General features: G+C 60.2%; 17 protein-coding genes and 1 tRNA gene. 7 read left to right on the top strand and 11 right to left on the bottom strand.

The genetic code is table 11. From position 1 onward, the window contains the following. Positions 1 to 21: 21 nt before the first annotated feature. From HGP17_RS19945 to rocF, 3 genes are all read right to left on the bottom strand, one after another. Complete coding sequence (locus HGP17_RS19945; protein ID WP_168812195.1) at positions 22 to 1,695, bottom strand: methyl-accepting chemotaxis protein; 1,674 nt, start codon at positions 1,693 to 1,695, stop codon at positions 22 to 24. 299 nt (positions 1,696 to 1,994) lie between these two features. Beyond that, positions 1,995 to 2,471, bottom strand: coding sequence for a chemotaxis protein CheW (locus HGP17_RS19940; protein ID WP_168812194.1), 477 nt, complete (start codon positions 2,469 to 2,471; stop codon positions 1,995 to 1,997). A 154-nt stretch (positions 2,472 to 2,625) separates the two neighbouring features. Continuing rightward, entirely contained in the window at positions 2,626 to 3,561 is a 936-nt protein-coding gene (gene rocF / locus HGP17_RS19935; protein ID WP_168812193.1) for an arginase, read from the bottom strand. 235 nt (positions 3,562 to 3,796) lie between these two features. On the opposite strand from rocF, the gene HGP17_RS19930 reads away from it, so the two are divergent. Beyond that, positions 3,797 to 4,225, top strand: a complete 429-nt coding sequence (locus HGP17_RS19930; protein WP_168812192.1) for an Lrp/AsnC family transcriptional regulator — start codon at positions 3,797 to 3,799, stop codon at positions 4,223 to 4,225. A gap of 160 nt (positions 4,226 to 4,385) precedes the next feature. Here the strand turns inward: HGP17_RS19930 and HGP17_RS19925 are convergent, their stop codons facing one another. From HGP17_RS19925 to HGP17_RS19915, 3 genes are all read right to left on the bottom strand, one after another. Then, positions 4,386 to 8,570 (bottom strand): translocation/assembly module TamB domain-containing protein, encoded by a 4,185-nt coding sequence (locus HGP17_RS19925; RefSeq protein WP_168812191.1) that lies wholly within the window; start codon positions 8,568 to 8,570, stop codon positions 4,386 to 4,388. 65 nt (positions 8,571 to 8,635) lie between these two features. Beyond that, entirely contained in the window at positions 8,636 to 10,561 is a 1,926-nt protein-coding gene (locus tag HGP17_RS19920) for an autotransporter assembly complex family protein (protein WP_168812190.1), read from the bottom strand. Positions 10,562 to 10,866: 305 nt separating this feature from the next. Continuing rightward, positions 10,867 to 11,154 carry a glycine zipper domain-containing protein gene (locus tag HGP17_RS19915; RefSeq protein ID WP_168812189.1) on the bottom strand — a complete coding sequence of 96 codons (288 nt, stop codon included), beginning with the start codon at positions 11,152 to 11,154 and terminating at the stop codon, positions 10,867 to 10,869. A gap of 295 nt (positions 11,155 to 11,449) precedes the next feature. Here HGP17_RS19915 and HGP17_RS19910 point away from each other — a divergent pair, with 295 nt between their 5' ends. From HGP17_RS19910 to hemA, 4 genes are all read left to right on the top strand, one after another. Continuing rightward, the gene (locus HGP17_RS19910) at positions 11,450 to 11,938 is read left to right on the top strand and encodes a (2Fe-2S)-binding protein (protein WP_168812188.1); all 489 of its coding nucleotides are present in this window, start codon (positions 11,450 to 11,452) and stop codon (positions 11,936 to 11,938) included. An 84-nt stretch (positions 11,939 to 12,022) separates the two neighbouring features. After that, positions 12,023 to 14,368 (top strand): xanthine dehydrogenase family protein molybdopterin-binding subunit, encoded by a 2,346-nt coding sequence (locus HGP17_RS19905; RefSeq protein WP_168812187.1) that lies wholly within the window; start codon positions 12,023 to 12,025, stop codon positions 14,366 to 14,368. 20 nt (positions 14,369 to 14,388) lie between these two features. Continuing rightward, entirely contained in the window at positions 14,389 to 15,183 is a 795-nt protein-coding gene (locus HGP17_RS19900) for a xanthine dehydrogenase family protein subunit M (protein ID WP_168812185.1), read from the top strand. Between the two features lie 221 nt (positions 15,184 to 15,404). Then, a complete protein-coding gene (gene hemA, locus HGP17_RS19895; RefSeq protein ID WP_168812183.1) occupies positions 15,405 to 16,616 on the top strand; it encodes a 5-aminolevulinate synthase in 1,212 nt (403 codons plus the stop codon). 126 nt (positions 16,617 to 16,742) lie between these two features. Here the strand turns inward: hemA and HGP17_RS19890 are convergent, their stop codons facing one another. The 3 genes from HGP17_RS19890 to dxr form a co-directional block, all read right to left on the bottom strand. Next, a complete protein-coding gene (locus tag HGP17_RS19890) occupies positions 16,743 to 17,375 on the bottom strand; it encodes a LysE family translocator (RefSeq protein ID WP_168812181.1) in 633 nt (210 codons plus the stop codon). Between the two features lie 188 nt (positions 17,376 to 17,563). Next, on the bottom strand, positions 17,564 to 18,478 hold the full coding sequence (locus tag HGP17_RS19885; RefSeq protein ID WP_168812179.1) for a pyridoxal-phosphate dependent enzyme: 915 nt from the start codon (positions 18,476 to 18,478) through the stop codon (positions 17,564 to 17,566). A gap of 33 nt (positions 18,479 to 18,511) precedes the next feature. Next, on the bottom strand, positions 18,512 to 19,705 hold the full coding sequence (gene dxr / locus HGP17_RS19880) for a 1-deoxy-D-xylulose-5-phosphate reductoisomerase (protein WP_168812177.1): 1,194 nt from the start codon (positions 19,703 to 19,705) through the stop codon (positions 18,512 to 18,514). 198 nt (positions 19,706 to 19,903) lie between these two features. Between dxr and HGP17_RS19875 the strand changes: the two genes are divergently transcribed. Together HGP17_RS19875 and HGP17_RS19870 are read left to right on the top strand one after the other, a co-directional pair. Then, positions 19,904 to 20,170, top strand: coding sequence for a BON domain-containing protein (locus tag HGP17_RS19875; RefSeq protein WP_168812500.1), 267 nt, complete (start codon positions 19,904 to 19,906; stop codon positions 20,168 to 20,170). A gap of 72 nt (positions 20,171 to 20,242) precedes the next feature. After that, positions 20,243 to 20,704 (top strand): Ivy family c-type lysozyme inhibitor, encoded by a 462-nt coding sequence (locus HGP17_RS19870; protein WP_168812175.1) that lies wholly within the window; start codon positions 20,243 to 20,245, stop codon positions 20,702 to 20,704. Positions 20,705 to 20,737: 33 nt separating this feature from the next. Here the strand turns inward: HGP17_RS19870 and HGP17_RS19865 are convergent. Both HGP17_RS19865 and HGP17_RS19860 read right to left on the bottom strand, forming a co-directional pair. Next, positions 20,738 to 20,814, bottom strand: a tRNA-Arg gene (locus HGP17_RS19865). Between the two features lie 121 nt (positions 20,815 to 20,935). Next, positions 20,936 to 22,096, bottom strand: coding sequence for a M20 aminoacylase family protein (locus HGP17_RS19860; RefSeq protein WP_168812173.1), 1,161 nt, complete (start codon positions 22,094 to 22,096; stop codon positions 20,936 to 20,938). Positions 22,097 to 22,163: the final 67 nt, after the last annotated feature.

Here is a 22,163-nt window from a genome sequence, read left to right as displayed (position 1 = left end):
TCTGAGCGATCGGTCGACAGATCAGGCGGCGCGTCGGATCGCGATTGCCCGGATCATCGTTTCGGCCAGGCGAAACTGGGCAAGCAACATATGCAGCGCGTCCGCTTCATGGGCCAGCCTGAGGCTTGCCGCCGTGCTTTCCTCGACCATGGCGGCATTCTGCTGCGTGGTCTGATCCAGCGAGTTGATTGCCGCATTGATTTCCCGAAGGCCGATCGTCTGCTCCTTGGAGGCCTTTACGATGGCCGCGACATTGCCGTTGATATCGGCGACCTGGGTGACGATCTGCTCCAGCGCCCTACCGGTCTGGCCGACGAGGCCGACGCCGTTTTTCACATGCTCGCTCGATGTGGTGATCAGTGCCTTGATTTCCTTGGCGGCACTCGCCGAGCGCTGCGCCAGTTCACGCACCTCCTGCGCTACGACCGCAAAGCCCTTGCCCGCTTCACCAGCCCGGGCCGCCTCGACACCGGCATTGAGGGCGAGAAGGTTCGTCTGGAAGGCGATGTCATCGATGACGCCGATGATATTGGTGATTTCGCGCGAGGATTTTTCGATCTGATCCATGGCGGCGACGGCGTTGCGGACCACGGTTCCGGATTCTTCCGCGCCCCGCTTGGTTTCCGCCACGAGGCGGCCTGCTTCTTCCGCACGCTGGCTGGAATCGGCGACTGTGGTGGTGATCTCTTCCAGTGCGGCCGCCGTCTCTTCGACCGAAGCGGCCTGCTGCTCGGTGCGGCGAGAGAAGGATTCAGCGGAATCGCCGAGTTCGCGTGAGCCGGCAGCAATGGCGCTGGCGTTCTCGCCGACTGTGGTCAAGGTCTCCGAGAGCTTGTGAATCGTGGCGTTGAAATCCTGGCGAAGCTGCTCCATGGACGGGACGAAGGAATGATCGAGTGTTCTGGTCAGATCGCCTTCCGAGAGCTTTCTGAGCGCGCCGGCAAGCTCGCTGATGGCGCTCATACGCGAGGTGACGTCGGTCGCGAACTTGACCACCTTGTAGACCTTGCCGTCGGAACCGACGATCGGATTGTACGCGGCCTGGATCCAGATCTCCTTGCCGCCCTTGCCGTAGCGCACGAACTCATTGGCGATAAACTCGCCCTGAGCCAGGCGCTGCCAGAACTGCTTGTATTCCTCGGTGCGCGCATAGGCGGGATCGCAGAACATGCTGTGGTGCTTGCCGACGATCTCGCTCAGCGCATAGCCGAGGGCGCCGCAGAAATTGTCGTTGGCCGTCAGGATCTCACCCGTCGGCAGGAATTCGATGACGGCTTGCGAGCGGGAAAGCGCCTCAAGCTTGCCGGCATCGTCGATTGACTTTTTTTGGGCTTCCGTCACGTCGGCGGCGAATTTTACAACCTTCACCGGCTTTCCATTGCGAAAAACCGGGTTGTAGGAGGCTTGAATCCAGATCTCGCGATTGCCCTTGGCGAGCCGCTTATACGTACCGGCATCATGTTCGCCGCGACCAAGCCGCGCCCAGAAATCCGCATAGGCAGGGGTTGCAGCAAAGGAGGGGTCGCAGAATATCCGGTGATGATTGCCGACGATTTCCTTCAGATCATAACCCAAGGCGTGGCAGAAATTCTCGTTTGCTGTCAGTATGTTACCCTGAAGATCGAATTCGATGACGGCCTGCGATTTGGAAACGGCCGACAGAATGCGACTGGCATCCGATGATAGACTGAACATTCCTATTCCCTCTCAGAAGGCTCACGCTTGCCGGGCGTCGATAAGGCATCGAAGCGGGCGGCCGCGCACGTCGTTGCACCGTCATGACGGCGCTCCGCACGGGAATGGTCGGAATGTTGAGATTGTGTTTTCGTTCCCTCGCTTCACAATTGATGATGGAATCTGCCCCTTAATTTTGAGTAAAATTCAGTATATTAGAAATTATAATTTAAATAAAAAAGAACTCTCTAAAATTGTACGGAACAAAAAAGCCGCCACTGGGAAGGTGACGGCTTTTTCAGAAGCGTGAGCGGAAAGAATTAGGCTGCCAGTTCTTCCGTTTCGTTTTCCTTGAACATCTTGGCGAGGTTCAGGAAGCAGATCATGCCGTTTTCGGTGGCGATGATGCCTTCGCAATAGGCGCGATCGAAGGAAGCGGTGACTTCCGGAACGGGCTGAACCTGCTCGGAAGCGATCGTCAGGATGTCCGAGACGCGATCGACCAGCATGCCGATGACCATGTTGTGCACTTCGGCGACGACTATGGCGCTGCGCTCGTTGGCGACCGTGCTCTGCATGCCGAGCTTATAGGCGAGATCAATGATCGGAATGACCGAGCCGCGCAGGTTCATGACGCCGATGACATCGGCCGGCGCATGCGGGATCGGCGTCGACGGCGCCCAGCCGCGGATTTCGCGGATGGTCGTGGTCTTGACGCAGAATTCCTGCTCGTGGAGCCGGAAGGCAATGATCTCCAGAGTATCGCCGCTGAAGCTGGTGGAATTGATCGTGGCCATGAACGTTCTTCCCATTGAACCGTGACGCCAAATCGGCGTGTTAATGGTCACGATAGAGCAAGAACATTGCTTAAACCTAAATCCGCGGACAAGGTTTCGTAAGTATTGAGGGGTGATCCCGGGTTTGCCGTCCGGGATCACTCGGGGAATACTGTCACGCGGCTCTGGTGGGGCGGTCGAAGATGCGTCGGCCAAAAAGGCTTGCCGCCATCTCCACCAGAACCCGGGCGCTCTTGCCGCGATCGTCGAGGAACGGGTTGAGCTCGACCAGATCCAGCGACGAGACGAGGGCGCTGTCGGAAAGCATCTCCATGATGAGGTGCGCTTCACGATAGGTCGCGCCGCCCGGCACGGTCGTTCCTACACCCGGTGCGATATCGGGATCGAGAAAATCGACGTCGAAGCTGACATGCAGCAGGCCATTGGCCGCCTCGACCGTGTCGAGGACTTCGCGCATGATGGCGGCAACACCCAGCTCATCGAGCGAGCGCATGTCGAAGACGTTGACGCCATGCTCGCGGATTTCCTCGCGCTCGCGCGCATCGACGGAGCGGATGCCGACCTGGAAAACCTTCGTCGGATCGACCAGCGGCCGGCCGGCCGGCAATACATTGGCTATCTCCGCCTCGCCGCAGAAGAAGGCGACCGGCATGCCGTGAATATTGCCCGATGGCGAGGTGGCCGGCGAGTTGAAATCGGAATGGGCATCCAGCCAGAGCACGAAGAGCGGGCGGCCGACCTCTGCCGCATGGCGCGCCATGCCGGAAACGCTGCCCATGGACAGGCTGTGGTCGCCGCCGAGGATCAGCGGGAAGCTGCCGGAGGCCGCCACGTCGTAGACCTTGGCTTCGAGTGCGCGCGTGAAGGCGCCGACGATCTTCAGATTATGCGCCTGGGGATCGTCAGGCAGATCGGTCGCGGGTGCGGGATGCAGGTCGCCGCTGTCGGTAACACGGTGGCCGAGTTCGATCAGTGTGGTCTCGATGCCGGCAATGCGCAGTGCGGTCGGCCCCATGCCGGCGCCACGACGGCCGGAGCCTTCTTCCAGGGGAACGCCGATCAATGTGATAGGGGTGGATTGCGTGTTCATCGGCATTGCTCCGAGGGTTAGGTCATTCCACACAAAAGCCTAGCGGCCTTCTGTCCGGAACTACGAGAAAACAATGAGATAGAGCGGCTCAGAGCTCCCGTGAAGAGCTGTGCCGCACCAAAGATTGACAACTCGCATTATTGATTGTCTGCATGACAGCAAAAAGATGGAAAATTGCCGAAAATTGATTAGGTTTCGACAGTTTGCTAAATCGTATTTATCAGAATGATAAGCCATGGATGATCTGGATCGCGACCTCCTGAGCGCGCTGCGCAACAATGCCCGCATATCTGTCTCTTCTCTTGCTGCGGCGACAGGCGCATCCCGGGCGACCGTTGCTGCCCGCATAGACCGCCTGGTGGAGAGCGGAACCATCGCCGCATTTACCATTCGCACTGGTCATGAAACGCGCGCCGCCGGCGTGCGGGCGATTGTTTTGATCGAAGTGCTCGGCAAGCTGGCCGACAAGGTTGCCGATCAGCTCCGTGGCCTGCCACAGGTGCGCGCACTGCACAGCACCAACGGAAAATGGGATTTCATCGCCGAGCTTGAGGACCGCGACCTTGCCTCCTTCGACGAGACACTGCGCCGGATACGGCTGATCAACGGCATCAACACGACCGAATCCAACATTTTGCTGAAGACCAGCAAGATGGGTTTCTGACGGATGTCCCGTCTTCCCTGGCAAGTCGCTATCCGAACAGCGGCTGGGAACTTATTCCCTAGAGCGGTTCAGCTTTTCACGGAATCTCCGAACCGCTCTATCTCTTTCTTTTCGCGCAATTCCGGACGGAAAACCGCTGCGCACTTTTCCTGGAATTGCTCTAATACTCGTGCTCGTAGACGATGCCGGCTTCACCCGCACCGTTCGAGCCTGCCGCACCCCGCAGCTTTACGCCGCGCCCGACATCGAGGTTGATGATCGCCTTGGTGTTGTTGGAAGCACCCTGCTGCAGCTCGATATAAGTCCGCTTGTTGATGTATTTGCCGGCGCCGACCTGTGCCTGGCCGTTCGCATCCGTCGAGATGTCGAGGTCATCGACGCCGAGATGGCTGCGCAGACCTTCGAACAGCGAGGTGGATCGCCCGCCGGCAAGCTGGCTTGCGGCATCGGCCAGCTGTGCGATCTGGAGGGCTGAGAGTTTCGACATGGATTGACCGAAGATCAGCTGCGCCATCACCTCGTCCTGCGGCAGGGCAGGAGAGGAGGAGAAACCGATCTGCGGGTCTGTGGCGAGACCGGTGACATCGACTGTTATGGTGGTGGACCCTGCCGTCGATGTGGCTTCCATGTTCAGCGCCGGTGTCAGGTCGCCGCCGAAAGTGATCTTGCTGGTATCGGCAAAGTCGAGACGGCGGCTCAGGATCGTCAGGCGTCCGCGCCGCATGGTGAAGCCGCCGGATACGACAGGCTCTGCCGCCGTGCCGTGCACCGTGATATTGCCGCCAAGTTCGGCATCGATGCCGCGTCCCCGTACGAAAATCTGTGAGGGGGCTTCCAGCTGCAGGTCGATGCCGAGGCCCGTCGATTTGCTGCGCGGAGCCTCGGGCTTCTGGTCCTTGAACTGTGCCTTGACGGCGGCGGATGCATTCTTGTGCTTGATATTGATTTCAGACAGCGAAGCCGGCAGCTTCTCCGGCACGGTGATCGATGCCTTGCTGAGTTTGAGGTTGCCGGTGAGCATGGGTGCGGTCAAAAGCGGTCCCTTGATGCCCATCGTGCCGTTGATGGTTGCCGTGACAAGCGTGCCATCGACGTAAGTCGCGTTGGTGAATTTCATCTGGATATCGGCCGGAAAGCCGCTATCGGGCGCGATGCCGACTGTGCCGCTGCCCGCAATGCTGCCGCCGGTGTTCAAATTGCCGCTCAGCCGCGAGATGACGGCCTGCTTGCCATCGAGGGTCACCGTGACGGCGAGGCCATTGAGCGTCAGGTTGCGGCGGACGTCGACGAGCTTGCCGCCGTCGGTCGTGATTGTACCGGTGATGGCGGGCGCTGCCGTGGTGCCGCCGATCTGCATGTCGATCCTGGCGGACCCCGTCATCACCAATCCCTGGGCGGCAAGCTGACCTGCCAGCGCATCGAAGGGAACGTTGCCGGAAAACTTGAGCGCCATCGCCTTGTTGCCGGCGATGGCGACCGTGCCGCCGCCGTTCAGCGACAGGCCGCTCTGGCCGGTCAGGTTCGTATTGATGGTCACGACATTATCGGCAAACTTGCCGTCGGCCTTGATACCGAGCGGCGAGAGGCCCGCAGATTTCGTCTGACTGGTGGCGGCGCCCGACCAGTTGGTCTGGAATGCAACGACGGGCGATGCCGCCTTGCCGGTAACCGTCACCGTGCCAGAGATGACGCCTTCGGCAGCCAGCGTCGGTGCGAAGACGTTGGCAAGGCTCGCCGGCAGATTGGCGATCTTGGCATTGATGTTGAGATTCTGCCCCGCCGTTCCGCCGACGGTTACAGAGCCACCGCCGGTTTGAAGCGTCAGATCGTTCAACGAGGCGATGCCATCCTTGATGACGATCTTCGTGGGGGCGGCGAGCTTCACCGGTATGGTTTTCGGCGCGCCGGCAAAACTATCCAGATTGACAGTCGTCTGCCCGCCTGATGTCTCGACGCTGCCATGGGTCGTCAACGGCGCATTGTCATATTTCGATTTCAGGTCGAAATCGGTGCGGCTGCCCTGCTGGGCGAAAGTCAGGCCGAGATCGGCGATGCGATTGGCGCCGGAGGCGATGGCGTCGGCGCGAATGCTGCCATTGGCGGAGAATGCCTTCAGGTCGTCGACAGTCAACGCGACGGAAGGCTTGCTGATGACAAGATCGTCACGACGAATACCGTTGCCATCGGCGTTGACCTTGAGGCCGATCTTGCCGGCATTGCTGGTGATATCGAGCGAGCCCTTGAGATCGCCTTCCGCCTTTTGCCCTGCGAGCGCTGCAAGCAGGCTCAGATCGGGCAGATTGAAGGTCAGGGCGCCGGACGGCTCGAAACTCGGCGACAGATCCAGCTTGCCCTGCAGCTTGTTGGTTCCGACTTCGGCCGACAGCGACGGAATGCTTGTGCGACCATCCTTCGACGTCGCATCGGCTTTGATGCGGATGGGCTTGCCGTCGATCGCACCGGTTGCGTCGATATTTGCCTGCGGAGCATTAGGGTCGGCGATTCCGGTGACGCCAATGTCCAGCGTGTCGAGGAGGCGTCCGGCAAGTTTGACATTGACGGCCTTGACCGAGGCATCGATGCCGAGCGCTGTGAGCGGCCCCTTGGCCTTGAGGCCGATATCGGCCTGCCCCTGCGCATTCGGCACGAACTTCGAGAGATCGAGCACCTTGCCGGTGAGATCCGTGGTCAAAATCTGGTCACTGAGGGCGACATTGCCGGCGATCTCTGCGACGTTGGACTTCACCTTGAGATTGGAGAGCGTCATCTTGGACGGCACCGTGCCGCCCACCTGGCCTTCCAGCGAAATCGTTCCTTCGAATTTGTTCGAGACGCCGTCCGGAAGCACGCCGGGCAAGGCGAAGAGCTTGAAGTTGCCCGTCAAGCCGTTGGACGAGAGCGTATATTTGCCGTTGACCGTGCCGCCGATGCTGGCGCTTTCCAGCGTCGTGTTGTTGAAGCCGATAGAACCCGGAGAAAGCTGCAGCGGCGCCGTCAGCGAGATCGGCGCGCGGATCAGTCGATTGAGGTCGGCGCTGACGAAGGCTGTCTGGCCGACGACGAGACGAAGCTGCAGCGGGCCGGACATGTTGGCCAGATTGAAACTGTCGCTTCTGGCGCTGAGATTGACCTGGCCGATCTGACCCTGCGGCGTGCTGGCGCTATCGATGGCCGCCTTGGCGTCGATCTTCACCGATTGCGCCGCACCCGTGAGCGCGACGTCAACGCGAGAAATCAGCGCGCGAGCATCGCCGCCTTCCATCGGCCAGCGGAAATCGACCGGCCCCGAGGTGCCGATCAGATTGGCATTGAGGCTATTGTTGCCGGCCTGATCGAGCGTGCCCGAGGCGGCGATCACGACGCTGCCGGTTGCAAGGTTGCCGGTCTGGATGTCGATCTTGCCCTTGCCGTCGAAGGTTGCCGAGACATCGATGGTCGTCTGGCCGGTAAACAGCGGCCGCATGGTCGGCGGCAGCAGAGAATCCACATCGCCACCGCCCTTGACGTCGATATGGTGCAGGCCATCTGCTGAAAGAGTGTGATGGCCGTTGATGGCAACCGTCGGCTTGCCGTCGAGCGCCGCCTGCAGCTTGCCGGCCCAGTTGGATAGCGGGCCTTCGCCCGAGAGATCGATATTGATGGCAGGGCCGCCCGGCAGATGCAGCATGCCTGCCAGCATGCCGTCGCGCGGCTCGGAAATCTGCGTCTTCAGTTTCAGCTGGTTTTCGGCCGGAGCAAAAGCGATGTCGGCGGAAAGCTTGGCATCGGGCACGTCATGCCGGCTGGCGTTCAGCGTCAGGCCCATGCTGCTGCTGTTGGCCTTGACGCTGCCGTCGGCGGCGAGAACGAAATCCTGACCGGCAACTGCCTGGCCGACACGCAGATCGGGGAGCGCAATGGCGCCGATATCGACTGCGATGGGCAGGGAAAAACCGCTGCTGCTCGCCGTCTGGTTTTGTGGCGCGGGTGTCGCTGTCGAGACCGGCAGACGCTGGAAATCGATGACATCGGCGGCCACACGATCAGCGTGAAAGGTTCCGGACAAAAGCGATAGCGGCGACCAGTCGATCGCCAGATTCTGCACCTTGGCGAAAACGCCTTTCGTGTCGGCGACCGTAATCGACCCCACGCGCAGATTGCCGCTGAGCAGGCCCGATGGTGCAGTCACGGTAATATTGTGATCCGGTGTGGAGGCGAGTTTTGCTGCCTGATCGACGGCATAATTGGTTGCGGAGGGAACGAAGCCGACGACGAGCACAACGGCAACCACGAGCAAAAGAACCGCCACGATCGCATAGGCGACCCAGCGCACCAATTTCCCGAGGATTCGAATCAAAATGCTCATGAAGGCGACAGTAACCTCAATTTTGTAACCGTGTGCTGAAACGTCGGCAGCAACTTTACGTTTCGTCAGAAGGCCTGGCCGATGCCGGCATAAATTCCATAGGCCGTGCCATCGTCATATTTCTTCAACGGAACAGCGACGTCGAGCCGGATCGGACCGAAGGGCGTCGCGTAGCGTAGGCCGACACCGGCACCGATGCGCAGATCGGAAAGGTCCGGGAAGGCCGTATCGGTGACGCTGCCCATATCGACAAACGGCACGATGCCGATCGTATCGGTGATCTTCACGCGCGCCTCGAATGACGCCGTAACGTAAGAGCGGCCGCCCGTCTCGTCACCATTGGAATTATAGGGCGAGATTTCCTGATAGCCATAGCCGCGCACGGAACCGCCACCGCCGGCATAGAAGCGCCGGGTGGCCGGAATGTCCTCGATGCTGTTGGCGCCGAGAAGCGATCCTGCGGCGAGCTTGCCGGCGAAGACCACATTGTTGTTGGCGCCGACGCCCTTGTAGCCCGTGATCGATCCTTCCACCGAGCCGAAGATCGTGCCGTCCATCGCCTCGTAGCTCGGCTTCGCGCTGATGGCGGCACGATAGCCGTCGATCGGATCCAGCTTGTTGTCGCGGGTGTCGCGCACATATTCCAGCGGGATAGTCACGGTCAGATAATTATGTTTGCCGAAGGCATCCGTCGTATCGGATTCATACGACACCTCGCCGCCGGCGGAAACGGTGTCTTGATCGTTGATGTCGTAGGCGAGGCCGGCGCTCAAGGTTGCTGTGTTGGCGTCATAGGCATCCGGATGCAGGCTCTGCATCTTGAGGCCGGCCGTAAAGGTGGCCGAGGGGTAGAAGGTGGCCGGCCTGATGTAGGTGATGCCGGCGGTGTAATCGAGCTGGCCGACATCGGTTGTTTCACCAAGGCGGGATACCGATCCTTCGATACGCAAGGAATCCGCGCGGCCCGTCAGATTGCGGTGCCCCCAATAGCCCTGCAGGCCGAAGCCGTCGATGGTCGAATATTGAGCGCCGACGCCGAAATAGCGCTGCTTGCCTTCCGATACCTCGATGGTCGTCGGAATGCTGCCATCCGGCGCCAGCTTGTCGGCTTCGCGGATGGTGACGCTGGAAAAGACGCCAAGCTTGCGCAGCCGGTCCGATGCCTTTTTCAGATCGTCGGGCGAATAGGGCTTGCCTTCGTTGATGCGGGCGTAACGCTTGATGAAATCCGGATCGACCGACTTCTGGCCGGTGACGCCGACATTGCCGAAGGGAGCGACCGGGCCGCTTTCGACCTTGAGCGATACGTCGACAGTGTTGCTTGAATGATCGGCAACGACATCGCGCTTGTCGAGCTTGGCGAGCGGATGCCCTTCGTTCTTGAAGTCGGCAACCATCTTGTCACCCGCCTTCAAGATGGTCAGCGAGCCGGCATCTCCCCCGCGAACCAGACCATATTTCTGCGGGTCCAGTTGGGCGGCATCGCCCTGCAGGCTTACCTTGCCGAGCTTGAAGACAGGACCTGGGTCGACGCTAATAGCAACGGCAACGGGCTTGGAACGGCTGAAGGTCGGCGTCGGCGGCAAAGCGTCAAGCGCGGTCCCATTGATGGTAATGGTGACGACGCCGCCATAATGGGCTTTCTCATAAAGATTGGCGATCAGCCGGTCGCGGTCGTCGCGGGCCTTCACGACAACGCCGAGGTCGCCGGAGGCGGGCTTGTCCTTGTCGGCGATCAGCATCGACGTCTCATTCAAGGAGTCTTTCAGATCCTTGTCGAGATTGTCAGCTTTCAAATCGACGGTGTAATGGACGGGATCGGAAACCTGGTCGGTGGTCTCGTCCTCGCCCCAGAGCTTGATGCCGAAAAGCTTGAAGGCGAAGGCATTGCCGGCCCAAAGAGGCCCGAGCGCAAGCACTGCCGCAACCGCTGCTACGGTTCCTGCCTGCCGATACGCAATACTCTTCCTCGGTACAGTTCTTTTAAGCATACGCCGCTTTACGGTTATATGAGAACTTACTCAGCTTGACGTTTCCCCGGGGTTAACGCGCGGCCACCATAGAGGCAAAAGTCTCTAAGGTGTACCGTTTTGGAGTCAAAAACCTGGAAATATGCCCCTCTCGGGGTGAAACGCCGCGGTTGCCGGTATGGTTCCCGTATATTTTTACGGCTTCAAACAGAGCGTCGGGAAATGCGACCAGGCGGCTCTAAGCCGATTTTCGCGCCGTTCCTCAGCCTGAAACAAAAAGTCCCGGACGCCTGGTCCGGGACTTCGAAATGCCGATCGTGGATCGATCAGTAGCCGCCGTAGCCGCCACGATAACCGCCGCGCGGGCAATCGTCGATGTAGCGACGACCGTAACGATCGCGGTAGTAGCACTGACCGGGCTGCTCCTGAACGCTGCCGATGACGGCGCCCGAAACGCCGCCGATGGCAGCACCGACGGCAGCGCCGCGGACGTTGCCGGTGACTGCGCCGCCGATGATGGCGCCCGATGCGGCGCCGATGCCTGCGCCCTGTTCAGTCGGTGTGCAGCTTGCGATCGCCAAGCCGATCATTGCGAGCATAAGAACTTTCTTCATTTACTCTCTCCAACGTTAGTTAAGCCGAACCCGGCAACGTCGTCCCAATTCTTCAGCTCCACCACGATGGGCTGTCTTTTCAGTCCTGCAACTACGAAAAAATATCGTGCAAAATATGATTGTCCATTGGGAGCGAAGAGTTTTTTTGTTGCTGGACTAAGGCAGCCCTGCATCCGGACAGTAAAACGATCCAGACGGCATCGAAAATCCGCTTCTTTTCTAAAGTAGCGGTTGATTGGATTGCGAAAAAGTCAAATGATGCCCTTGCCTCTGGAGGAGAGGCGAGGAGGAAAATATGGCAAAGGTGACTTTGACGGTGAATGGCCGTTCGGTCAGCGGCGAGTGCGAGGATCGCATGCTGCTTGTCCATTTCATCAGGGAAAAACTCAGCCTAACGGGAACGCATGTCGGCTGCGATACCAGCCAGTGCGGTGCCTGTGTCGTGCATATGGACGGCAGATCCGTGAAGAGCTGTTCCATCCTGGCCGTCCAGGCTTCCGGTTCCAAGATCACAACCATCGAGGGTCTGGCGGCCAATGGCGAGCTGCATCCGGTCCAGGCTGCCTTCAAGGAGCATCATGGCCTGCAATGCGGCTTCTGTACGCCGGGCATGGTAATGACATCGGTCGACATGATCCACCGACATGGCGGCAAGCTGGACGAGAAAACCGTTCGCAGCGAGCTCGAAGGCAATATCTGTCGATGCACCGGCTACCACAACATCGTCAAGGCCGTGCTCTCAGCCAATGCCGAGATGAATGCCGCAAGCCAGGCGGTCGAATAGAATTTCACCGAGACCGTCTGGCAGAGCGCCGATGATAGACGTCTTGGCGCGGTGCCAGGCCCGCAACCCCGATGGGAGGATGTGATGGGCGTGGAAGGCATTGGTGCGCGCGTGGCGCGCAAGGAAGACAAGCGATTTCTGACGGGCAAAGGGCGTTACACCGACGATATGGTGACGCCGGGGATGAAATACGCCTATTTCGTTCGCAGCCCGCTTGCACATGCGAAGATCGCCGGCATCGATACATCGGCGGCTCTTTCCATGCCGGGTGTGATCGGCGTGCTCGAGGGCAAGCAGTTGCTCGCCGACGGCATCGGCAACCTGATCTGCGGATGGATGATTCACTCCCGCGACGGCTCGCCGATGAAGATGGGCGCGTGGCGGCCTTTGGCGGTCGATACTGTCCGTTACGTCGGCGACGCGGTTGTGATCGTCGTGGCCGACAGCCTTGGAGAAGCCCGTGACGCGGCCGAGGCTGTGGCGGTCGATTATGAAGAGCTGCCTGCGGTCGTCGAAGCGGTGGATGCGCTGAAAGCGGGTGCGCCGCAGATCCATCCCGAGGCGCCCGACAATCTGATCTTCGATTGGGAGCTCGGCGATGCGGCAGCGACCGACAAGGCGATCGCGGAGGCGGCGCATGTCACCGAAATCGAACTCCACAACAACAGGCTTTCGCCGAACGCCATGGAGCCGCGCGCCACGCTCGGCATCTATGACGCGGCCGAAGACCACTACACTTGCTATACGACCAGCCAGAATCCGCATGTGGCCCGGCTCGTCATGAGCGCCTTCTACAATGTCGCGCCGGAAAACAAGCTGCGCGTTATTGCACCCGATGTCGGCGGCGGCTTCGGCTCGAAGATCTACATCTACCCGGAAGAGATCGTCTGTCTCTGGGCATCGAAGAAAACAGGCGTGCCGGTCAAATGGACGGCCGACCGCACGGAAGCCTTCCTCACCGATGCGCATGGCCGCGATCATCTTTCCAAGGTGAAGATGGCTTTCGATGCGCAAAACCGCATGACGGCGCTGAAGGTCGACACGATCGCCAATCTCGGCGCCTATATGTCGCTCTTCTCCTCGGCGGTGCCGACCTACCTCTATGCAACGCTGCTGTCGGGCCAATATGCCATTCCGGCGATCCATGCCAATGTCCGCACGGTCTATACTAACACCGTGCCTGTTGATGCCTATCGTGGAGCCGGGCGTCCGGAGGCGACCTATCTGCTCGAGCGCACGGTGGAAACGGCGGCGCGCGAACTCGGCGTCTCTCCTGCGGAGCTTCGACGGATCAACTTCATCCGCTCGTTCCCCTACCAGACACCCGTCATCATGAATTATGACGCCGGCGATTACGAAGCTTCGCTCAACGCCGCCATGCAGCAGGCGGATTGGGCCGGGTTTCCCGCTCGTAAGGCCGAGGCTGCCACGCGTGGCATGAAACGCGGCATCGGCATGAGCTGTTACATCGAGGCATGCGGCATCGCGCCCTCGCAGGCGGTGGGTTCGCTCGGGGCCGGCGTCGGCCTTTGGGAATCGGCCGAGGTGCGGGTGAACGCGGTGGGAACGATCGAAGTGCTCACCGGCTCGCACAGCCATGGCCAGGGGCATGAGACCACCTTTGCGCAACTGATCTCGGATCGGCTGGGTGTCCCGATCGACAGTGTCTCCATCGTCCATGGCGATACCGACAAGGTGCAGATGGGCATGGGCACCTATGGCTCCCGCTCGGGCGCCGTCGGCATGTCCGCCGTCGTCAAGGCGCTAGACAAGGTGGAGGCGAAGGCGAAGAAGATCGCCGCGCATCTGATGGAGGCCGACGAGAGCGATATCGTCATCGAGAACGGCGAGTTGAAGGTCGCCGGCACCGATAAGGCGCTTCCCTGGTTCCAGGTGGCGCTCGCCTCCTATACTGCGCACAATCTTCCCGCCGGCATGGAGCCGGGCCTCAAGGAAACCGCCTTCTACGATCCGGCCAATTTTACCTTCCCGGCCGGCTGCTATATCTGCGAGGTCGAGGTGGACCCGGAAACGGGCAAGACCGAGATCGTGCAGTTCGTCGCTGCCGACGACTTCGGCAACATCATCAACCCGATGATCGTCGAAGGGCAGGTGCATGGCGGCATTGCGCAAGGGATCGGCCAGGCGCTGCTGGAAGGCGTGCATTACGATGAGAGTGGCCAGCTTCTGACGGCGAGCTTCATGGATTACACCATGCCGCGTGCCGACGACCTGCCGTTCTTCCAGCTTTCACACCAGAACACCCCGTGCCCGAGCAATCCCCTTGGCATCAAGGGATGTGGCGAGGCGGGCGCCATTGGCTCGCCGCCGGCGCTGATGAACGCCATCACCGATGCGATCGGCAACAACACGCTGACCATGCCGGCCACACTGCTCAAGGTGTGGGAAGCGGCGCGGGCCACGCCCTGAGACAAGAGGAGGATAGGACAATGTACGCAACGAATTACCATCGCGCCTCCTCGGTCGACGAAGCCGTCAAGCTTCTGTCGAATGCCGACGAAGGCAAATATGTCTCCGGCGGCATGACGCTGATCGCCACCATGAAGCAGCGTCTGGCGTCGCCGAGCGATCTGGTCGATCTCAGGCATATCCCGTCGATCAAGGGGATTCGTGTCGATGGCCGCAGGGTCACGATCGGTGCGGCGACAACCCATGCGGAAGTCGCCTCCTCGGCGGCGATCCGTGCGGTCTGTCCGGCGCTGTGCGACCTTGCCGGCATGATAGGCGATCCGCATGTCCGGCACATGGGCACGATCGGCGGCTCCGTCGCCAACAACGATCCGGCGGCGGATTATCCCTCGGCGATGCTGGCGCTGAATGCCACCATCGTTACCGATCGACGCCAGATCGCGGCGGCGGATTATTTCCGCGGCTTGTTCGAAACGGCTCTGGAGGGCGCCGAGATCATCACATCAATCGCTTTCGAGGCGCCGGAACAGGCGGGCTACGCCAAATTCCCCAATCCGGCCTCGCGCTATGCCATGACGGGCGTTTTCGTTGCCAGGAATGGAGCGGAAATTCGCGTTGCCGTCACCGGTGCCGGTGCGGACGGCGTGTTCCGTCAGGGCGATATGGAGCAGGCGCTCGCGTCGAATTGGTCGCCGGATGCGCTCGCGGGCGTGACGGTCGATCCGTCATCGTTGCTATCAGACTTGCATGCGACGGCGGAGTACCGCGCCAATCTGGTTAAGGTCATGGCCAAACGCGCTGTGGCTGCCGCCTAGATTTACCACGAACAAGCCCGGAGCGGCGGGGTTTTACCCGCCGCTCCGGAGAGAGTGTTTCCACCATAGTTTCGATTGTCAATTTGATGTGATTGGCTATTGTTGTCTGGAATTGTTCAAAATTAGGGGCCATTTGCCGCAGCAGGGTGTGAAAGCAATGGGGAGGGGTTGACGGGCGATCCGGCATTCTTGAAAACGGTCGCACGTTACTGGAGCAGATGATGGATTTCGAAGCATTTTTTAAGGGCGAGCTGGACGGCCTGCACAATGAAGGCCGCTATCGCGTATTTGCCGATCTGGAACGCCGTAGGGGCAATTTTCCGCGTGCAACCCGATATACTCCCGACGGCCCGCAGGAAGTGACGGTCTGGTGTTCCAACGACTATCTCGGCATGGGCCAGCACCCCAAAGTGATCGAGGCGATGAAGCAAGCCATTGATCACTGTGGCGCGGGTGCGGGAGGCACCCGGAATATTTCTGGCACCAACCACTACCATGTTCTGCTCGAGCAGGAACTTGCCGATCTCCACGGCAAGGAATCCGCGCTGATCTTCACCTCGGGTTATATTTCCAACTGGGCGACGCTCGGCACGCTCGGTGCACGCATCCCCGGCCTCATCATCTTCTCGGATGCGCTCAACCATGCATCGATGATCGAAGGTATTCGCTATGCGAAGTGTGACAAGGTCATCTGGAAGCATAACGATCTGCACGATCTAGAAGCCAAGCTGAAGGCTGCGGATCCGAAGGCGCCGAAGCTGATCGCGTTTGAATCCGTTTATTCGATGGATGGCGATATCGCCCCCATCAAGGAAATCTGCGATCTCGCCGACAAGTATGGCGCGATGACCTATCTCGACGAAGTGCATGCTGTCGGCATGTACGGACCGCGCGGCGGCGGCATTGCCGAGCGCGAGGGCCTGATGGATCGTCTGACCGTCATCGAAGGTACGCTTGGCAAGGCGTTCGGCGTCATGGGCGGTTATATCGCCGCTTCGACTGCACTCTGTGATTTCATCCGGTCGTTCGCGTCCGGCTTCATCTTTACGACGTCGCTGCCGCCGACGCTTGCTGCAGGCGCCGTCGCTTCTATCCAGCACCTGAAGGTCAGCCAGTTCGAACGCTTGCGCCATCAGGACCGTGTTCGCAGGCTGCGCGCTCAGCTCGATGTTGCCGGTATTCCGCATATGCCGAACCCGAGCCATGTCGTGCCGGTCATGGTCGGCGATGCGGCCAAGTGCAAGTGGATTTCCGATCTGTTGCTCGACGCGGGCGTCTATGTTCAGCCGATCAACTATCCCACGGTGCCGAAGAAGACCGAGCGTCTGCGTATCACGCCGACCCCGCTGCATTCGGATGGCGATATCGAGCAGCTGGTTGGCGCGCTGCACGCCCTGTGGTCGCGCTGTGCGCTTGCCCGCGCTGTCGCGTAAGCTCAGTTCGTTTCTTTGAGCCGCGCTCTTTTGACAAGCGCGGCTTCTGGCCGAAAATCTACATGAAATTCATGGCGGAAGCGTTGGTTGAAACCTGCTTCCGCCGTGATTTTTTATTGGGTCATGTTAGCCTCGGCTTCCGAGGGCGAGACGGCATGCGAGACCGGCAAAGACCGTCGCCAGCAGATATTGCGGCAACTTCGGAATGCGCTTCACCGCCGAGAGACGGCTGCGGATGTGGCTCCCCAGCATGATGACCGAACCGTTCACCATGAAGCCGACCCCGTTCAGGATGGTGGCGAGCAAAGCCATCTGTACGATCATCGAGCCGCCGTGCGGATCGACGAACTGCGGAAAAAGGGCGAGTACGAAGAGTGCCATTTTCGGGTTGAGGAGATTGGTCGCCAATCCCTCGACGAAAATACGCTTGCCGGAGAGGCGCTTGAGCCCGGCCGAAGGTGCAAAGGCGGAGCCCTGCGAGCGCAGGGTTTTGACAGCCAGATAAAGCAGATAGGCGCAGCCCGCCCAGCGGACGATTTCATAGGCGACCGGCACGGTCAGGAAGAGTCTAGAAAGCCCGAGCGCGGCGGCCATGGCGTGGCAATAGGTTCCAAGCGCAATGCCTGCATAGGTCAGGAAGCCAGCGGAACGCCCCTGGCTGACGCTGCGCGACGCAATGAGAAGCATGTCGGGGCCGGGCGTGGCGGTGAGCACCAGCGCGGCGGCGGCAAAAAGAATGAGTGTGGAAAAATCCGGCATCGTGAGTCCTTTAAAAGTGAAGCCGGAATTCCTCTCTAACATCATTGCCGATAATGACAACCACCTTCATCACGGCGGGATCCAATTTTGGTCTGATGATCCGGATCATGCCATTCGTCTCGGATAGGCGCAGCATCGCTACTGTCATCCGTAAGATACGGCTTACTAATGATGGCGTGTCACGTCGATCAGGATGCCTGCCAGCTCTGCAGCTGGTTGAGCGTGGCCGTTGCGCCACCGCAGGCGATGATCAGCACGCGCTCGAAGCTGCCGAGCCTGTCGGCATGGGCATAAGCAACCGCCAAGGCAGCGCCGCAGGCCGGTTCCACAAGGACGCGATGGTCGTCGAGAAAGCGCATGCAGGCATCGACGGCATCGCGGTCTGTGACGACGACGCTATCGACCGGCCTGCTCTGTGTGATTTCGAAAGCGCGCTGGCTTATCTTTCGGGCGCCAAGCGACGTCGCAATGCTGGTGATCGCGGGCAGCTCTACCGGCTTGCCGGCCTTGACGGCGGCTGCGAGCGATGCTGCGCCATCCGTTTCGGCCGCGATGATCGGGACATGCTGAAGGCCGTTGCGGTCGAGCCCTTCCGAAACGCCGGCGAGCAGGCCGCCACCGCCGACGGACAGCACCACGGCGTCAAATGACACGCCTGCCTTGACGACCTCATCGATCATCGTCGCATGGCCTGTCCAAAGAAGCGGATCGTCGAAGGGATGGATGAAGGCGGTCTCCGCGTCGACAGCCTGAAGCGCACGCTCGTTTGCTTCCTGCCAGGATGCGCCGTGCACGAAGACTTCGGCGCCCTCCTGGCGGATCAGCGCTTTTGCCCGATCCGTCGTCGTCTCAGGAACGAAAACCGATACGGGGATCGAAAGGCGGCGGCCTGCATAGGCAACCGCGATGCCGGCATTGCCGCCGGAGGAGGAGACGAAGCGCCGCTTGCCATTATGCGCGTGATGCTCACAGGCAGCCCCGATGCCGCGGATCTTGAAGGAACCCGGGGGCTGCAGGGCATCCATTTTCAACCAGATGGAGCGTCCTGTTGTCTGGCTAAGAGGGCGGGATTCGAGAAGCGGCGTTTCGAGGTGAAGTGGCATAAATCTGTCCGGGGGCTTTGTCGGCTATGAAGTTCAGGCGGCCTTGTCCCGCTGGGCGACGAGAGCCGCGGCACGGCCACGCGCTTCCTCGTCGGCGGCGAAAACGGCATCCATGGTTTCCGCACTGCCGGTCGCGATCATCTCGTCCATGACGGCTTCGGCGATATCGGCCATCTCCAGGAAACCGATGCGGCCGTCCACGAAAGCATGGAAGGCTATTTCTTCGGCGGCGTTCATGATCGCGCCCTGCAGGCCGCCGCGCTCCAATGCGGTGCGGGCGAGGCGCAGTGCCGGGAAGCGAACCTCATCCGGTGCCTCGAAATCGAGACGCGCGAGTTTGGCGAAGTCCAACCGGTCGACATTGAGCTTGGTGCGGGCCGGGTAGGTAAGCGCATAGCCGATGGCCGTGCGCATGTCGGGACAGCCGAGCTGCGCCAGCACCGAGCCGTCGCTATAGCCGACCATGGAATGGATGACGGATTGCGGATGCACCACCACCTCGATCTGATCGGGGTGGACGTTGAATAGATGCTTGGCTTCAATCATCTCCAGCGCCTTGTTGAACATCGAGGCGCTGCCGATGGAAATCTTGAAGCCCATGGACCAGTTGGGGTGGGCGCGCGCCGTCGCCGGCGTCACATTGGCCATCTGCTCGCGCGTCCAGGTGCGGAACGGCCCGCCCGATGCGGTGATGATGATGCGCTCGACCGCATGCTGCTGATCATCTTCCAGTGCCTGGAAAATGGCGCTGTGCTCGCTGTCAACAGGGATCAGCCGGCCGCCGCCTTCGGAAACGGCGCGGACGAAAAGATCGCCGGCCGAAACCAGGCATTCCTTGTTGGCCAGGGCGATATCGGCGCCACGGCGAGCGGCAGCCAGGGTCGGGGCGAGACCAGCCGTTCCGACGATCGCCGCCATGACCCAATCCGATGGCATGGAGGCCGCTTCGATCAAGGCATTCTTGCCGGCGCCGACGGCGATCCCGGTGCCGGCCAATGCGTCCTTCAGCGCCTGATAGCGTTCTTCGTTGGCGGTGACCGCGAAAGCCGCGCCGCACGCCTTGGCCTGCTGTGCCAGCAGGTCGATATTGTCGTGGCCGGTTATGGCGGCAATGTCGAAAGCGTCGCGCCCGCCGAGCTGGGTGACGACATCAAGCGTATTCTGGCCGATGGAGCCGGTCGAACCCAATATCGTCAGGCGGCGCTTCGCCTTGCTACCGGTAGTCATTCAAGTATCCGCATCTTGCTGTCATCCTTCAAGGCTCTACAGGGGATCGCGGAAAGCGGCAAGTGTGACACCATGCAACCCCGCTCCCGCCGAGCATGCGCGCTTAAGGCGAAACCACTGATTTGGCATTATTTTCAGCAACTATTGAACCAAATGCGCGGTGCTGCGTTTTCCATCCACTTGAGTGCGGAGATTGGTATGGTTTTCAAAGCGGCAACATTTCATGGCATGGAGCTCTATCTGGAAAATGAACATTCCAGGCGTTCCGAACTGGAATCCACGGTAGCCAACGCTTTGGCTGTCGCTGGCGGGATCGATGCATCCGATGTCAGGGTAACTGCCGCCGGCCAGGAAATCCGTTTGGACGGAACCGTGGCCAGTCAGCCGGAAATCAGACGCGCAACTGCTGTTGCCGAAGCGATCCGCGGCGTGCGGCTCGTTCGAAACAGAATCATGGTTTGCTGAGCCGATTTGCCGGAGCGCTTGTGCTGTGCTCTTTTACTCTCCCTTTGTACCCAGTCGTCTGAGGGAAAATGCATGAACAAGATTATAGTGTCGGCCTTTTTCACTGCCGCGCTTCTGGGGTCGCCATTCGCATATGCGCAGAGCCACCCCGTCACCTTCCGAGACATCGCTTCCGACCCCGCCGCTGCCGCAGCCTTCAAGACGATGGCAACAGGCCATCGGCTTCCGGACTGGATCAACGGCAAGACCGTTGAATCTCCCGGCCATGAAGTCATGTTCGGCGCCGACAAGGTCTATGTCATGAGTGCCTGCAAGCAACATGATTGCGGCGCGGAACGGATCGCTATCCTGTACGACCCTGCCAAAAAGGTTATGTACGGTGTGCTTCTGGTCGCCGACCCCAAAACCATGTCTGAAAAATTAACCTGGATGCATATCGGCGCGGGCAACGAAGCGATCGACGGCAGGACCATTCTCTATGCGGCTCTCACAGGCAGCCTCGAGAACCATCCGGACGCGTTTAATTATAAGTAGAATGAGGAATAGTCGCCTGCTTGGTCATGGCTATGGTGATCTCGACGCGATTCGAACGCGTGACCCTCAGATTAGGAATCTGATGCTCTATCCTGCTGAGCTACGAGACCACTCGGCATGATCCATACAAAAGCAAAGGGCCGAAGCCAAGCCTTTTTGCGTTGCGGAGACAATCTGTGTTGAGCTTGGCCCGCGGAGCTTCGATGCCGCATGGGCTTTCACTATGAGGCCTCAGGCGTTGAGGCGCTGTTCGGCGAGGCGCACCCAGTAGGAAATGCCGTGGGCGATGGCTTCGTCGTTGAAATCGTAGGCCGGGTTGTGCAGGCCGGCGCTGTCGCCATTGCCGACGAAGATGAAGGCGCCCGGGCGAGCGTTCAGCATGTAGGAGAAGTCTTCGCCGCCCATCATCGGGTCAACATTGGGAACGACATTGCTCGTGCCGGCGATCTCTTCAGCCACCGCGAGCGCATGTTCCGTCTCGTCTGCGTGGTTGAAGGTGACCGGATAGTTGCGCTGGAAGTCAATTTCGACTTCCGCGCCGTGGCTGGCGGCGATGCCGGAAACGATCTGCTTGAAACGTTGTTCGGCGAGATCGCGGATCTCAGGATCGAGCGTGCGCACGGTGCCGGCCAGGCTTGCATCGTTCGGAATGACATTATGCGCGTTGCCGGCGTTGAACGTTGTAACGGAGACGACCACTGACTTCAGCGGATCGGTGCTGCGCGAGGCGATCAGCTGAAGGTTCGACACGATCTGCGCGCCGATGGCGATGGGATCGATCGTCTTGTGCGGCAGGGCGGCATGACCGCCGAGACCCTTGATGGACACGGTGAATTCGTCCGTTGCCGCCATGATCGGCCCCTTGCGGATGGCGAAATGGCCGACGGGAAGGCCGGGCAGATTGTGCATGCCGTACACTTCGGCGATGGCGAAGCGATCCATCATGCCGTCCTTGACCATGGCGTCGCCACCGGCGCCGCCTTCTTCTGCCGGCTGAAAGATGACGGCGACATTGCCGTTGAAATTTCGGTTCTCGGCGAGGTATTTTGCAGCACCCAACAGCATGGCGGTGTGGCCGTCATGGCCGCAGGCATGCATCTTGCCGGGCGTTTCGGAGGCATAGGGCTTGCCGGTAATTTCAGTCAGCGGCAGGGCATCCATATCGGCGCGCAGGCCGACCGTGCGTCCTTCTCCCTTGCCGCGGATCAGGCCGACGACGCCGGTTCGTCCGATACCGGTCACCACTTCGTCAACGCCGAAAGAGCGCAGCTTTTCAGCCACGAAAGCGGCCGTGTTCTCGACGGCATAGAGCAGTTCGGGATGCGCATGGATATGGCGGCGCCACTCGGTCACTTCGGCCTGGAGTTCTGCGGCTCTGTTCAAGATCGGCATGCTGATTTTCCTGCTGCTCAATATCGATTCTGGTTCAACTTGCGGGTCCGCTGCACTGCGTCGCTTC

Source organism: Rhizobium sp. P38BS-XIX (assembly GCF_012641435.1).
Lineage (GTDB): Bacteria > Pseudomonadota > Alphaproteobacteria > Rhizobiales > Rhizobiaceae > Rhizobium.
Note: the sequence above shows the minus strand (reverse complement) of the source record. Positions and strands in the feature narration are given on the sequence as shown.

Coding starts and splice junctions, on each gene's coding strand:
- hemA (WP_168812183.1), top strand. CDS start 15,405: ATGGATTTCGAAGCATTTTTTAAGGGCGAGCTGGACGGCCTGCACAAT.
- rocF (WP_168812193.1), bottom strand. CDS start 3,561: ATGAACACGCAATCCACCCCTATCACATTGATCGGCGTTCCCCTGGAA.
- HGP17_RS19945 (WP_168812195.1), bottom strand. CDS start 1,695: ATGTTCAGTCTATCATCGGATGCCAGTCGCATTCTGTCGGCCGTTTCC.
- HGP17_RS19910 (WP_168812188.1), top strand. CDS start 11,450: ATGGCAAAGGTGACTTTGACGGTGAATGGCCGTTCGGTCAGCGGCGAG.
- HGP17_RS19890 (WP_168812181.1), bottom strand. CDS start 17,375: ATGCCGGATTTTTCCACACTCATTCTTTTTGCCGCCGCCGCGCTGGTG.
- HGP17_RS19925 (WP_168812191.1), bottom strand. CDS start 8,570: ATGAGCATTTTGATTCGAATCCTCGGGAAATTGGTGCGCTGGGTCGCC.
- HGP17_RS19900 (WP_168812185.1), top strand. CDS start 14,389: ATGTACGCAACGAATTACCATCGCGCCTCCTCGGTCGACGAAGCCGTC.
- HGP17_RS19885 (WP_168812179.1), bottom strand. CDS start 18,478: ATGCCACTTCACCTCGAAACGCCGCTTCTCGAATCCCGCCCTCTTAGC.
- HGP17_RS19940 (WP_168812194.1), bottom strand. CDS start 2,471: ATGGCCACGATCAATTCCACCAGCTTCAGCGGCGATACTCTGGAGATC.
- HGP17_RS19915 (WP_168812189.1), bottom strand. CDS start 11,154: ATGAAGAAAGTTCTTATGCTCGCAATGATCGGCTTGGCGATCGCAAGC.
- HGP17_RS19920 (WP_168812190.1), bottom strand. CDS start 10,561: ATGCTTAAAAGAACTGTACCGAGGAAGAGTATTGCGTATCGGCAGGCA.
- HGP17_RS19875 (WP_168812500.1), top strand. CDS start 19,904: ATGGTTTTCAAAGCGGCAACATTTCATGGCATGGAGCTCTATCTGGAA.
- dxr (WP_168812177.1), bottom strand. CDS start 19,705: ATGACTACCGGTAGCAAGGCGAAGCGCCGCCTGACGATATTGGGTTCG.
- HGP17_RS19860 (WP_168812173.1), bottom strand. CDS start 22,096: ATGCCGATCTTGAACAGAGCCGCAGAACTCCAGGCCGAAGTGACCGAG.
- HGP17_RS19870 (WP_168812175.1), top strand. CDS start 20,243: ATGAACAAGATTATAGTGTCGGCCTTTTTCACTGCCGCGCTTCTGGGG.
- HGP17_RS19930 (WP_168812192.1), top strand. CDS start 3,797: ATGGATGATCTGGATCGCGACCTCCTGAGCGCGCTGCGCAACAATGCC.
- HGP17_RS19905 (WP_168812187.1), top strand. CDS start 12,023: ATGGGCGTGGAAGGCATTGGTGCGCGCGTGGCGCGCAAGGAAGACAAG.